We start from the raw sequence: 13,177 nt of genomic DNA, 5'->3' as shown, positions 1-13,177 counted from the left end.
GCTCTGAATACTCACGTACCTATGTACGCTCCGTGTTCAGAGCATCCAAACGCCTTGTCAGAACGCAAAATCTCTCGCCAATTTTTATTGGTTCAGTTGAGGGGTGAGCATCTGCTTACCCCGCAACTTCAATAAAAACAATTTGCCAAGTCTTCAGGCTGAGTATTTGGCAAATCGTTTTTTATATTCAAAACATACTCAGGAGTTCGATATGTCTTTCACCAAGCTGACCGATCTTGATCTTGCCGGTAAGCGCGTTCTGATTCGTGCTGACCTTAATGTTCCGGTTAAAGATGGCAAGGTAACCTCCGATGCGCGTATTTCCGCTTCTATGCCGACCGTTGAGCACTGCGTAAAAGCGGGTGCCAAGGTCATGGTGATGTCTCACCGTGGTCGTCCTACCGAAGGTGAGGTCGACTCTGAGAACTCAATGGCACCGATCGCTGCTGATATGAGCAGCAAGCTGGGCAAAGAGGTTCGTCTGATCAAGGACTACATCAACGGCGGATTCGATGTTGCTGAGGGTGAGGTGGTTCTGCTGGAGAACGTTCGTTTTAATGCCGGTGAGAAGAAGGACAACGAGGAGCTGGCGAAGAAGTACGCAGCACTCTGCGATATCTTCGTCATGGACGCTTTTGGTACCGCTCACCGCGCCCAGGCCTCTACCCACGGTGCAGGCAAGTTTGCCCCGGCGGCATGTGCAGGTCTGCTGCTCTCAAACGAGCTCGATAGCCTGGCCAAGGCACTGGCCAATCCGGCCCGTCCAATGGTTGCCATTGTTGGTGGCTCCAAGGTCTCTACCAAGCTGACCGTACTCGAGGCACTCTCCGAGAAGGTTGACCAGCTGGTCGTAGGTGGCGGTATAGCCAATACCTTCCTCAAGGCGATGGGCAACAACGTCGGTAAGTCACTCTGCGAGGATGATCTGGTCGACACCGCCAAGGCGCTGGTTGAGAAGATGAAGGCGCGTGGTGCCAATATTCCGATCGCGACCGATGTGGTCTGTGGCAAGGAGTTCTCTGAGACTGCTGAAGCGACCCTTAAGGTCGCTGGTGACGTTGAAGATGACGACATGATTTTCGACATCGGTCCCGACTCATCTAAGGAGCTGGCCGAGATTATCTCCAAGGCGGGCACCATCGTCTGGAACGGCCCAGTTGGCGTATTTGAGTTCGACCAGTTCGGTGAAGGCACCAAGACCGTCTCAATGGCGATCGCCGATGCCGATGGCTTCAGTCTCGCCGGTGGTGGCGATACCATCGCTGCGATCCAGAAGTACGACATCTACGACAAGGTCACTTACATCTCTACCGCCGGTGGTGCCTTCCTCGAGTACCTCGAGGGCAAGACCCTGCCAGCCGTTGCGATGCTTGAAGAGCGCGCAAAGGGTTAATCAACCAATAACGGACGGGCCAAACGGCCCGTCCCATTTAACTGTAGCGAGTCAATGAGACGCACAAAAATAGTTGCAACTCTAGGTCCGGCCACCGACGATCCGAAGGTATTGGACGACATTATTGCCGCGGGTGTCGATGTGGTGCGAATCAACTTTTCGCACGGCAGTCACGAAGAGCACACCGCACGCGTAGAGACGGTCCGTAACCGTGCGCGCGCCCACGGTCGACAGGTCGGTGTTTTAGCTGATCTGCAAGGCCCCAAAATTCGTATCGATCGTTTTCTTGAAGGCAAGATTGAACTGATTGAGGGTGAGCTATTCATTCTCGATGCGGCACTCGATTCTAAGTCTGGAACAAGTTCACGTGTCGGTATCGCTTATAAAGACCTGCCCAATGATGTGAAGCGTGGTGACACGCTGCTGCTCGATGATGGGCGAATTGTGCTGTGGGTCGATCAGGTTGATGGTTCTGAGGTCAGATGCAAGGTGATTGTCGGTGGCGAGCTCTCCGACAAGAAGGGAATTAACCGCCAGGGTGGTGGTCTCTCAGCGCCAGCTTTGACCGAGAAGGATCGCGAGGATATTAAATGCGCAGCGGCACTGGGTGCCGATTATGTCGCAATTTCATTCCCGCGCACTGCAGCAGATGTTGAAGAGGCTCGCGAACTACTGCGTGCTGCCGGTGGCCAGGGCAGTATCATGGCGAAGATTGAGCGTGCCGAGGCGCTGGATGTATTGGAGGAGATTATCTCGGTCTCCGATGCAATCATGGTGGCACGTGGCGATCTCGGTGTAGAGATCGGCGATGCCGAGCTACCCGCAGTGCAGAAACGCATTATCAGCATGGCTCGCACCATGGATCGTGTGGTGCTAACTGCCACGCAGATGATGGAGTCGATGATCAATAATCAGATCCCGACCCGCGCTGAGGTGTTTGACGTGGCCAATGCGGTACTCGACGGTACCGACGCGGTGATGCTTTCAGCCGAGACCGCAGCGGGTAAGTACCCCGCCAAGGTTATCAAGGCGATGGACCGGATCTGCCGTAGCGCTGAGAAACAGCGTCTGGCCAAGGTCTCCGATCACCGTATAAATACCCGCTTCCGCCGTAGCGATGAGGCGATTGCGATGGCCTCGATGTATACCGCCAATCACCTTGGGGTTAAGGCGATTGCCGCGTTGACCGAATCGGGCAGCACACCGCTGTGGATGTCGCGAATCAGCTCCGGCATTCCGATCTATGCTTTGACGGGACATGTCGAGACGCGTAGAAAAGTAACGCTCTACCGCGGTGTTTATCCGGTTAGCTTCGATTCGCAGACCACTGATCACGCCGAGATTAATAAAGAGGCGATCGATGAGCTGGTGCGTCGCGGTGCGGTCCGCAAGGGCGATCTGGTGATCATTACCAAGGGTGACCTGCTCGGTCAGCATGGTGGCACCAACGCAATGAAAATCGCCGTCGTCGGCGAGCTAGAGCTCGATGCCAACAACGGCAGTTAATTGGCAGGAATTTGTTTTTTCACGATATGGTCTAGGCTGTATCAGGTTTTAATTAAGATTTTATAACTCACAATATCAGGAGGTTGTAATGGCTCTCGTATCCTTGCGCCAACTACTGGACCACGCTGCAGAAAATGGCTACGGTCTTCCCGCTTTTAACGTCAACAACATGGAGCAGGTCCACGCTATCATGCAGGCTGCTTCAGCCGTCGACAGCCCAGTTATCCTTCAGGGCTCAGCCGGCGCTCGCTCCTATGCGGGCGAGCCCTTCCTGCGTCACCTGATCGAAGCTGCGATCGAGAGCTATCCCAATATTCCTGTTGTTATGCATCAGGACCACGGTGCTTCTCCTGCGATCTGTGCACGCTCAATCCAGTCTGGCTTCTCTTCGGTCATGATGGACGGCTCTCTTGAGGCTGACGGCAAGACCCCTTCAAGCTTCGAGTACAACGTTAACGTCACCAAGGACGTCGTCGATATGGCTCACGCCTGTGGCGTATCTGTTGAGGGTGAGCTGGGTTGTCTCGGTTCTCTCGAGACCGGTGAGATGGGTGAAGAGGATGGCCACGGTGCCGAGGGCAAGCTCGACCTCGACATGCTGCTGACCGATCCTGATGAAGCCGCTGACTTCGTTAAGAAGACTGGTGTTGATGCCCTGGCAATCGCCATCGGTACCTCACACGGCGCCTACAAGTTCACCCAGGAGCCTACCGGCAAGATCCTCCGTATCGACCGCGTTAAAGAGATCCACGAGCGCATCCCTGATGTACACCTCGTCATGCACGGTTCATCGTCTGTGCCTCAGGATTGGCTCAAGATCATCAACGACTTCGGTGGTGATATGGGTCAGACCTACGGTGTGCCTGTTGATGAGATCGTTGAGGGCATCAAGACGGGTGTTCGTAAGGTCAACATCGATACCGATCTGCGTATGGCCTCTACCGGTTCTGTACGTCGTCATCTCTCTGAGAACCCCAGCAACTTCGATCCTCGCAAGTTCCTTAAAGAGGCGACCAAGGCGATGTCTGATATCTGTAAGAATCGTTTCGAGTCGTTCGGTTCTGCGGGTCAGGCTGCCAAGATCAAACCAATCTCGCTTGAGACCATGTTTGGTAAGTACGAAGCTGGCGAGCTGGAGCCTAAGGTCAACTAAGCACCTTGCTCCGAGCAAAAAAGGCGACCTTCGGGTCGCCTTTTTTTATGTCTGAAGGGTGCTCAATAGAGACGCTTGATGGAGTACAATGAAGGGATCGGCGGCCTGATTTCTCTGCTTGAGACTGCTGAAACAACAATAATTAGGAGTGGCATATGAATCCTGAGAAGGTGGTCTTTGGCTTCTTTATCGTCCTGGCGCTAACGCTCAATTTTGGTTTTTTTATCGGCGAATTTGATAATCCCGCGCACCACCACGTCTATGAGCTATTCGCAGCCATTGTGGTCAATCTGGTTGCCACCACCCTCAAGTTTGGTGATCGCACACAGATGGGCGCGATCCTGCTCGCTACCAGCCTGGTGGCCGACCTGCAGTTGATCGTCGCTGCGATCGTTTGGGGTGCTGCACTCCATATCACTGAAGTCGGTATGACCCCGTCGGTGATGGGTAGCATCGTTTCTCTCTCCGGTGGTGCGCTACTGGCGAACATCACTTCGGTGGTACTGCTGGTAATCGAAACCGTGATGCTGCGTCGCTAAGCGCAGAGCACATTTGATCGATTAAAGGGCGTCGATGAATCGCACCTTCTTCTTAATCCTGCGCCGTATGCGTGCGCCGTTGATCTTCCTGATCGCGGCCTATGCCATCTCGGTTCTCGGCATGGTATTGATGCCCGGGCTCGATGATCAGGGAAATCCATGGAACATGGATTTTTTCCATGCCTTCTATTTCACCAGTTTTATGGCCACCACCATCGGCTTCGGTGAGATTCCCTACGAATTCACCGATGCCCAGCGCATGTGGGCGATGGTCTCGATCTACATCACCGTCATCTCCTGGCTCTATGCGATCGGTACCATTATCGGCCTGATGCAGGAGCCCGCTTTCAAGCAGGCACGGACCGAAAACGCCTTTGCTCGCAGCGTACGGCGCATTAGTGAACCCTTCTATCTAATCTGCGGCTTTGGTGATACCGGTTCACTGCTGATTCAGGCGCTGACCGACCGAGGCCGTCACGCGGTGGCCGTCGATATACAAGAGAGACGGGCGAACGCGCTGGCACTGCAGGATTTTGACGTCTACGTGCCGGGCAGCCATGCCGATGCCTCCAAGCCGGAGAACCTGATTCGTGCCGGGCTACAGCTCCCCAACTGTGCCGGTTTGATTGCCCTGACTGATGATGATCACGCCAACCTCTGTATCTCGATTACAGGTCGACTGCTGCGTTCTGATATGGAGGTGATCTGCCGCGCCGAGTCACACGATGTAGAGGCGAATATCGCCTCCTTCGGCACCCAGCACATCATCGATCCCTTCGATGCCTTTGCCGAGCACCTGGCGATGGCGATCCACTCCACCGGTGTCTGGTTGTTGCACGAGTGGCTCACCGAGGTACCCAATACACCGTTGGCGCAGCCACTCTATCCACCACGTGGGACCTGGATCATCTGTGGTTACGGTCGTTTCGGTAAGGCGGTGACGGCCAATCTGCGTCGCGAGGGAATCGATGTCATCATCATTGAGGCCGATCCAGATAAGACAGATTGCGAAGAGTGTGTGATCGGACGCGGTACCGAGGCGGAGACGCTGATCGATGCAGGTATCCACGACGCGGTGGGTATCGTTGCCGGTACCGATAACGATGCCAATAATCTCTCGATTGTAATTACTGCACGGGATATCAAGCCCGACCTGTTTGTCGTTATGCGCCAGAACAAACACTCAAACGACGACCTGTTCCGCACCATCAATGCTGATATCGTGATGCAGGCGAGTCAGATTATTGCCCACGAGATCCTGGCCCTGCTCACCGCACCACTGCTGGCGCAGTTCCTGCGCATGGCGCGTGAACACGATAACGACTGGGCCAATCAGTTGATCTCAAGAATTAGTGCCGTGACGGGGGATTTTGTGCCGGAGATCTGGGGTGCTGAGATCACCATGGGGCGCTCGGCGGGTGTGCATCGTGCGTTGGCCAATGGCTGGGAGATTCGTCTCGAACACCTGCTACACGACCCGAGCGCACGTGAGCGCGACCTTGCCTCGATTCCACTGCTGCATGAGCGGCGTGGAAAATTGACTCTGCTACCCGATGAGAAAACCGCGCTTCGTTTTGGTGATCGACTGCTCTTTTGTGGCAGCAAGGGCTCATCGGCGGCGATGCAGTGGTCGCTGCAGAACCACAACGCCCTGACCTACATTATGACCGGGCGGGAGAATCCCGACGGTTCTGTCTGGCGCTGGCTGGAAGGGAAGGCGAAACGCTAGATATCGAATCGCTACTCCTTCTTGAGTAGCGATTTCAGATCGGCGAAGGGGTTGTGGGTGGCGGCATCACTGTTGCCATCACTGTCACCGCTGGCACCTGCATCGTGATCGAGATAGCGCTGGTGTTCATTGTCGTGACAGTAGAGGCAGAGTAGCTCCCAGTTGCTGCCATCGTTCGGATTGTTGTCGTGGTTGTGATCGCGGTGATGAACTGTCAGCTCGGAGAGGTTCTCGCGGGTAAACTCACGGCTGCAACGACCACAGATCCAGGGGTAGAGCTTTAACGACCGTTCCCGATAGTCACGCTCACGCGCCTCACTGTTGCGCCGTGCCTCGGCGACAATCGCGTCTAGTTTGTTCTCGCCTGATGTCATCTCTAAATCCTGTTACTTATCGAGTTTGGTGAACTTGGAGCCCTCGATGGTCAGGTTGTACATCAGCCCCTTATTGCTGAAGACAAAGCCGACAATCGAATCTTTGATATCGACTGAGTTGATATCCTCTGCCGCACCCCACTCAATCAGCGCTACTGAGCCGTCGACACCCGCTTTCCAACCATCGCTACTCTGGAAATCACTTAGCGCCTTGTCGGTGAGAAAAACAATGACGACAGTCTTCTGTTGAGCACCAAACTGAAAGCCGATTGAAGCCGCTGCAGTGTTGTAATAGGCCTTGGATTTTCCGCCGATGCGTAGTGCACCTTCACCATATTCGCCACCGATACCAAGACCCGCCTTGATCACGCTGGGGAAGACCAGCACGCCCTTGGCACGCTTGAGGAATTCACCGCCACCAATCACCTCTTTTTCGAAACGTTTCAGTGCTGCATCGACCTCAATGTCGATCTCAGTAGCGGAGCTGGCGAGTGCAGGCGCTGACCGCCATGGAGAGCGAAGTGAGGGCGGTTAGTCCCGATAGTCGACGCCGTCTGCATATTCGTAGTTGAGAGCGCGAGCGGACGACGAAGAAGATGCAGCAGCGGCTTTATGTCGGCGTAGAGTCACTGAGGGAGTTGTGTAGAGCCGCGAAGAGGTGATTACGCAACGAACGCAGGACGTCGGGGCGCCGTAGGCATAAACGGTCGCGTTAAGTTTTGCTGTTTGCTTGGGCTTGGATGCCCAAACAAACTTTCGCAAAATAGCGACTCCCCGGCTGTACCGCAACAAAACTGATGCTGAGGAGGATTGAGAGCAGCCATCTGCTAAAGACTGTGGTGATTGATACGTCTCTGTTCATTGTTCTATTCCCTATGTTGTGTGGTATGGCCTAATACTAGATCTTCTACCGAGTATGACAATCGTATGCTACAGCGGTTCGATGCCCGCTACTGCCAGCGACTGTCGAACTCATCCATCAGTTGTGCGAGTTTCTGCGAGGTCTCATCAGTCAGCTCGGTAAAGACAAACTGAAACAGCACGGTGCTAACCGGTGGAGGTGAATTGGGATCACTCTCAATACGGTGTAGCTGGCAATTGAACTCAAAGTGGTAACCCTCGATATCCATCCTGGCGCGATAGGTCTCAAAGATCTGCAGCTCACGGGTCAGCTCAATCGCGGCGCGGGTCAGGCAGCAGTGCAGTGAGATATCGACCAGTTTGACGGTGGCTGACTCGCCGCTGCCGGTATCAATGTTCAGATCGTAGGCGACATCGGGGTGGAGGCGGCGCATCAGCCGACGCTCCTGCATTGAGGTGATGCGGTGAATACGGGTGACCAGTGCCTGCTCAAGAAATGGCTTGCCGATGTGGGTCGAGGCGCCATGTCGCATGGCGTTACCGATCACGGCATCGGAGTCGTTCTCTGCCATGATGACCAGTGGTGTGTGGTGGTTCTCACGGTCGGCACGTACGGGATCGATAAACTTCGATCCACTCAGCTCCCAGTCGGCAAAGATGAAGCCGAGATGTTTGTCGGAGTCGATCACCGCCATCGCATCCTTGCTGTTGTCACAGTGGATGATCTCCTTGATGTGGAACTCCTTGTTGAGGATGGTGGTGATGTGGTCGAGATACTCCTTGTTATCGACAACTAAAACGTTGATTTCTGGGGGGCATGAGTGGATACCAATGCAATTGAATAAAGTACCCAATGGTAGGTGATAGCGGGGTGTTGATCCAGCGATGTTTGGTCCGATCGTGGAGCAGGACTTACTGGCTGGAGAGGGGGTAGGTGTGAAGCGCAGACGTCCCTGTCGGCTTCGAAATGTTGCTTGGTTGGTGTTACTTGGTGATGCGCTCCTGCGCCTCACGATACTTATCAGCGGTACGCTGAAGAACCTCGTTGGGCAGGCTCGGACCGGGTGCTGTTTTATCCCAGTCGAGGGTCTCAAGATAGTCGCGTACATACTGCTTGTCGAAGCTCTCTGGGCTGCTGCCGGGCTGGTAGCTATCGGCGGGCCAGAAGCGTGACGAGTCGGGAGTGAGCGCCTCGTCGATCAGGGTCAGAGTACCGTCGCCATCGAGACCAAACTCGAACTTGGTGTCGGCAATGATGATGCCGCGCTCACGCGCAAACTTGGCTGCCTCGGTATAGAGCTTGAGGCTGACATCGCGTACCTGCTCGGCCATCTCGCGACCGAGCAGATCAACGGTAGAGTCGAAGTCGATATTCTCATCGTGATCGCCCACATCGGCCTTGGTGGATGGGGTGTAGATCACCTCGGGAAGCTGATCGGCCATCTGCAGTCCCTCGGGGAGCTGGATGCCGCAGACACCACCGCTGCGCTGGTAGTCCTTCCAGCCGGAGCCGATCAGGTAACCGCGTACGATTGCTTCAACTGGCAGCGCCTTGAGGCGTTTAACCACGATCGCACGGCCCACGACGGGTGCACGCTCGGCCGCATCAGGCAACGCCTGTTCCAGAGTCATATCGGAGAGCTGGTTGGGAATGGTGTCGGCCATGCGCTCAAACCAGAAGTTGGAGACGGCGTTCAATACGACGCCCTTACCTGGGATTGGGTCGGGGAGGATGACGTCGAAAGCGGAGAGGCGATCGGTGGTGACGATCAGCATGTGAGCGTCATCTATGGCGTAGATGTCACGTACCTTGCCGCGGTGGATCAGCTCAAGGCTGTTGATCTCTGACTCGAAGAGGGTCTCTGGTATCTGGCTCATGGTTCTAAAGCTCTGTTGTCTGGTTAATTTAGGACTGCATAGGATACCTTTTACGGTGGTAGAGGGGTATCTCGTACGCATTACATTTAATTATGGTCTGCGCCGTGGATTTGTTATGGCTTGCGTTGTAGCAGCAGGGTGAAATCGTTATCGAGATAGCCACGAATCTGGGTGGTCTCTGGGGTGAGGTCCCGGCACCAGGTGGCCATCTGTTCGGGATCGAAGCTTTGCAGGTCGGGTCGGCTACCGGTCTGGAGGTGGGTGGCGTCGAGCAGGTTGAGCGCGATGCCGCGGCGGCTAGCATCGAACATGCGTGTGATGGTCTGCCGGGCGTAGCTCCCATCATCACCGAGCATCTCGTTGAGTGAGCCCGAGAGGAGGGCGTAGTCGAACTGGCCAGAGTGTGGATCGAGATCGAACAGATCTCCCTCGAAGAAGTTGGCCTCACGATGACGTTCGCGAGCGGTTTCGAGCAGGTCGGGAGAGAGATCGAGACCTTGGTAGTCGCCGTACTGAATTCCACGTTCATCCAGAAACTCCAGCAGGTCGCCAAATCCACAGCCTACATCGAGCAGGCGACTGCCCGGCTTGATGCCGATCTTGCAGAGCTGCTCGAAGCGCAACCACTGGATATCACGGCTGCTCCAGTAGAGAGCATGGGGGTGGTAGCCGTGGCGTAGTTTCGCATCGCGGTGACGTGAGACGATGCGCTGACGTTTTTTTCATCAAGTCTCATTCTAAATTTGGCAAGATCAATTGTTACTCGCTATATATAGGTTGGATGTGTTATCGATTCTGTCTATTCTTTAGGGTATGTGCCAGGGAACGGTGATTAAATAATCCTGGATCACACTCAATGTTCAATAATATAAAACTAAAAACTGTCAGCTGGCTTTTTGCCGTACTGATCGCCACGCTCTGCGGCGTGCTCGCCCTGACGAATGTCTACCTGAATCGTAATATTACGCTGATCGATACTACCTGGCAGCACTATCAGACCGACCGCTCGGAGAAGGCGCGACTGGAGAGTTCGTTGCGTGCTGCGATCGGTTACGGCGGCATGATTCACAACTTCAAGAACTATGTGCTGCGACACGATCACCACTACCGCGAAGAGGTGCATACCGATATTGGTGCGGTGCGGGCAATACTCAAACAGTTCTCAGCGCTCACGAGCTCCACCGCCGAGGAGGTTGCGCTGGAGGATATCAGGAACGTTGTTGCTCAATACGATGAGCAGTTGCACATGGCAGCCGCAATGATTGACAACGAACGCACCACCGGTGAGATCGACCGTGCCGTGCGCATCAATGATCAGCCGGCGCTACGTGGTATGCAGACGCTGGGGCAGGTGCTTAAAACGAACGATATGGCCGATGCCTTGCTCAGCAAGGGGCGCATCGTGGCAGATATTCGTGCTGCGATTGGCTACGGCGGTTTCATCCACTACTACAAGAACTACCTGTTGCGCAGTGAGGCGGAGCTGCTCAACCAGGCGCGTCGTCATCTGCAGATGGCACTGCAGTCGATTGAGCGGTATCGCCAGCAGCCAACCAACCGTGCTGAGGAGGTTGCCCTGCAGGATATTACGGCGATGCTGACGGAGTACAGCGGCCAGCTTCAGCACATCAGTAAGCTTTTTATCGAAGACGTTGATGTCGACGAGATCGATCGGCGAGTCAAGATTGATGATAAGCCTGCACTCCGCGGATTGCAGGCGCTGGATCGAGAGATCTCGCTGCAGGTTGAACGCAGCTCCAGCAGAGTCAGTGAGGCACTCTTGGTCGTGACGAGAACCCTCTCAGTCGGTACCTGGGGCGTCATAATCTCGATGTTGTTGGTGGCGCTGTTTGCCTTCTGGCTGATGCAGGCGCGGGTTATCGGACCGCTGCTCAGGCTAACCCGAAGTATGACGCAGCTGGCCAAGAACGATCTCGATATCGAGATCGCACTTCACTACCGGGATAACGAGCTGGGTGAGATGGCGCAGGCGGTGCGGGTCTTCAAGCGCAACATGGTTGAGCGAAAACAGGCCGAGGATGAGTTGGAGGCTGCCAATCAGGAGATGAATGCGCAGCTGGAGAATATCCATCGACTGCGCGAAAAGTCCGAGGATCAGACTACCAAAGCGCTCGCACTGGCTGAGGGGCTGGCGGCAGCACGTGAGACGGCGGAGCAGGCGGTGGCGCGTGCCGAGAAAGATGAACAGCAGGTGTCGGCGATCCTTAACTCGGTGCGTGATGCGATCATCACCAGTAGTGCCGAAGGGATAATCGAGACCTTCAACCCCGGTGCCGAGGATATCTTCGGTTACAAGGCACATGAGGTGATCGGCAAGAGCGTCTCGCTACTGATGCCGGAGGAGATGCGAGAGACGCATGCCGGTTATATGAATCGTTTCGCTGAGGGGTATGCGACGCGTGACGTGAACACAACGGTTGAACAGACCGCGCAACGTCGCAATGGTGAAACCTTCGCCGCTGAGATTACGCTCAGCAGCATGCGGATGGGCAAGGCGTTGAAGGTTATGGCGGTTATGCGCGATATCACCGAGCGCAAGCGGGCGGAGGAGGAGATCAAGCGCATGGCGATGAGCGATCCGCTCACCGGGCTGGCCAATCGCAACCGTTTCAATAGCCGGCTCATGGAGTCGATCGCACTGGCCAACCGCTATAAGCAGGATATGGTGCTGATGCTGATCGATCTCGACCGCTTCAAACCGGTCAACGACACCTATGGCCATCCAGTCGGGGATGCATTGTTGCAGCAGGTAGCCCAGATCATGCTCGACTGCTTTCGTGAGGTTGATACCGTGGCGCGTCTCGGTGGTGACGAATTTGCCGTCATACTCAACGGGGAGGAGATCACCGAGGAGCTGCAAGTCCCGGCGCAGCGCCTGATCGAGCAGATCTCACAGCCGCAGGTGATTGAGGGGCACACCATTAATATCGGCGCGAGTATCGGGATCAGCTGTTATCCCAGCTGCAGCACCGATATCGAGGAGCTGCAGCGGCAGGCCGATGAGGCGCTCTATCAGGCGAAAAATGGTGGGCGCAACACCTTCAAACTCTACTGCGAAACCTCGTCCCCTGCGGTTTCGACCGAGTCGTGACCAGGGTGAAGAGTCGAGTGTGATATGTCCGCTTTGTCGCATGAGCTAACGCACCGTCCCTTCATGTCTATCCCTTGAGAGTGCCAGTGGGTTGTGGCGTGATCTCTCGCATCTATATCCTTACAATTAGTGGATGTATTGGCATCTGTGGGCTAGGATGCCTCAGTAGTGCTCATAACTGGTTGCTGATTGAGGCAGGGGAGGGGGTATGTTGAATAGAGGGCGTGGCGCGGGCGAGGGTGTCGCCTGTGGTGAGAGTGAACAGCTCAACTTTCTCGAAGCAATTGAGGCGCATGTGCGCTGGAAGATCCGACTCGAGGCCTATATAGCTGGTACCAGCGAGGAACAGCTCAATGCCGAAGTGATCTGTAAGGATGATCAGTGTGTGCTGGGTAAGTGGATCTACGGGCCCGGTGGCGTTAAATACGGTGAGCTGCATAAGTTTGTCGATCTGAAAGATACCCACACCCATTTCCATACGAGCGCCGGCAACGTCGTACGGCTGGTCGATGGTGGAGATGTAGATGGTGCCAGAGAGCTGCTCTGCAAGGGTGAGTACGCCAAGCTTTCACACCGCATCAAGGCGAAGCTGGCGCGCCTATCACTGCAGCTCGACGAAGACTAACCACGCA

General features: G+C 55.1%; 14 protein-coding genes. 7 read left to right on the top strand and 7 right to left on the bottom strand.

Features of this window, described 5'->3' with window-relative positions; all coding sequences use genetic code 11:
• Window positions 1–211: 211 nt before the first annotated feature.
• From HUE57_RS00170 to HUE57_RS00150, 5 genes are all read left to right on the top strand, one after another.
• Window positions 212–1,393: a phosphoglycerate kinase gene (locus HUE57_RS00170; protein ID WP_078482360.1), complete on the top strand. Its 1,182-nt coding sequence runs from the start codon at window positions 212–214 to the stop codon at window positions 1,391–1,393.
• Window positions 1,394–1,447: 54 nt separating this feature from the next.
• Window positions 1,448–2,899 carry a pyruvate kinase gene (pyk, locus tag HUE57_RS00165; RefSeq protein ID WP_078482359.1) on the top strand — a complete coding sequence of 484 codons (1,452 nt, stop codon included), beginning with the start codon at window positions 1,448–1,450 and terminating at the stop codon, window positions 2,897–2,899.
• A gap of 88 nt (window positions 2,900–2,987) precedes the next feature.
• A complete protein-coding gene (gene fba / locus HUE57_RS00160) occupies window positions 2,988–4,052 on the top strand; it encodes a class II fructose-bisphosphate aldolase (RefSeq protein ID WP_078482358.1) in 1,065 nt (354 codons plus the stop codon).
• Between the two features lie 155 nt (window positions 4,053–4,207).
• Entirely contained in the window at window positions 4,208–4,591 is a 384-nt protein-coding gene (locus HUE57_RS00155; RefSeq protein WP_078482357.1) for a DUF6394 family protein, read from the top strand.
• Window positions 4,592–4,625: 34 nt separating this feature from the next.
• The gene (locus HUE57_RS00150) at window positions 4,626–6,320 is read left to right on the top strand and encodes a potassium channel family protein (RefSeq protein WP_078482356.1); all 1,695 of its coding nucleotides are present in this window, start codon (window positions 4,626–4,628) and stop codon (window positions 6,318–6,320) included.
• A gap of 11 nt (window positions 6,321–6,331) precedes the next feature.
• Here the strand turns inward: HUE57_RS00150 and HUE57_RS00145 are convergent, their stop codons facing one another.
• The 7 genes from HUE57_RS00145 to HUE57_RS00115 form a co-directional block, all read right to left on the bottom strand.
• The gene (locus HUE57_RS00145) at window positions 6,332–6,694 is read right to left on the bottom strand and encodes a YajD family HNH nuclease (RefSeq protein ID WP_078483603.1); all 363 of its coding nucleotides are present in this window, start codon (window positions 6,692–6,694) and stop codon (window positions 6,332–6,334) included.
• Between the two features lie 12 nt (window positions 6,695–6,706).
• On the bottom strand, window positions 6,707–7,120 hold the full coding sequence (locus HUE57_RS00140) for a lipid-binding SYLF domain-containing protein (RefSeq protein ID WP_320416251.1): 414 nt from the start codon (window positions 7,118–7,120) through the stop codon (window positions 6,707–6,709).
• Between the two features lie 105 nt (window positions 7,121–7,225).
• Window positions 7,226–7,456, bottom strand: coding sequence for a hypothetical protein (locus HUE57_RS00135; RefSeq protein WP_174672497.1), 231 nt, complete (start codon window positions 7,454–7,456; stop codon window positions 7,226–7,228).
• On the bottom strand, window positions 7,407–7,556 hold the full coding sequence (locus HUE57_RS00130) for a hypothetical protein (RefSeq protein ID WP_174672496.1): 150 nt from the start codon (window positions 7,554–7,556) through the stop codon (window positions 7,407–7,409). Before HUE57_RS00130 ends, HUE57_RS00135 begins: the two co-directional genes overlap by 50 nt.
• 88 nt (window positions 7,557–7,644) lie before the next feature.
• Window positions 7,645–8,409 (bottom strand): response regulator, encoded by a 765-nt coding sequence (locus HUE57_RS00125; protein WP_172840263.1) that lies wholly within the window; start codon window positions 8,407–8,409, stop codon window positions 7,645–7,647.
• Window positions 8,410–8,539: 130 nt separating this feature from the next.
• The gene (locus HUE57_RS00120) at window positions 8,540–9,433 is read right to left on the bottom strand and encodes a phosphoribosylaminoimidazolesuccinocarboxamide synthase (RefSeq protein WP_172840262.1); all 894 of its coding nucleotides are present in this window, start codon (window positions 9,431–9,433) and stop codon (window positions 8,540–8,542) included.
• Window positions 9,434–9,546: 113 nt separating this feature from the next.
• Complete coding sequence (locus HUE57_RS00115; RefSeq protein WP_236725676.1) at window positions 9,547–10,056, bottom strand: class I SAM-dependent methyltransferase; 510 nt, start codon at window positions 10,054–10,056, stop codon at window positions 9,547–9,549.
• 233 nt (window positions 10,057–10,289) lie between these two features.
• Between HUE57_RS00115 and HUE57_RS00110 the strand changes: the two genes are divergently transcribed.
• Both HUE57_RS00110 and HUE57_RS00105 read left to right on the top strand, forming a co-directional pair.
• A complete protein-coding gene (locus HUE57_RS00110) occupies window positions 10,290–12,545 on the top strand; it encodes a diguanylate cyclase domain-containing protein (RefSeq protein ID WP_078483599.1) in 2,256 nt (751 codons plus the stop codon).
• Between the two features lie 208 nt (window positions 12,546–12,753).
• On the top strand, window positions 12,754–13,170 hold the full coding sequence (locus HUE57_RS00105) for a CZB domain-containing protein (protein ID WP_078483598.1): 417 nt from the start codon (window positions 12,754–12,756) through the stop codon (window positions 13,168–13,170).
• The last annotated feature ends 7 nt before the right edge of the window (window positions 13,171–13,177 follow it).

The sequence above is a fragment of the Candidatus Reidiella endopervernicosa genome (assembly GCF_013343005.1).
GTDB lineage: Bacteria > Pseudomonadota > Gammaproteobacteria.
This window is presented reverse-complemented; position numbering and strand designations above follow the sequence as displayed.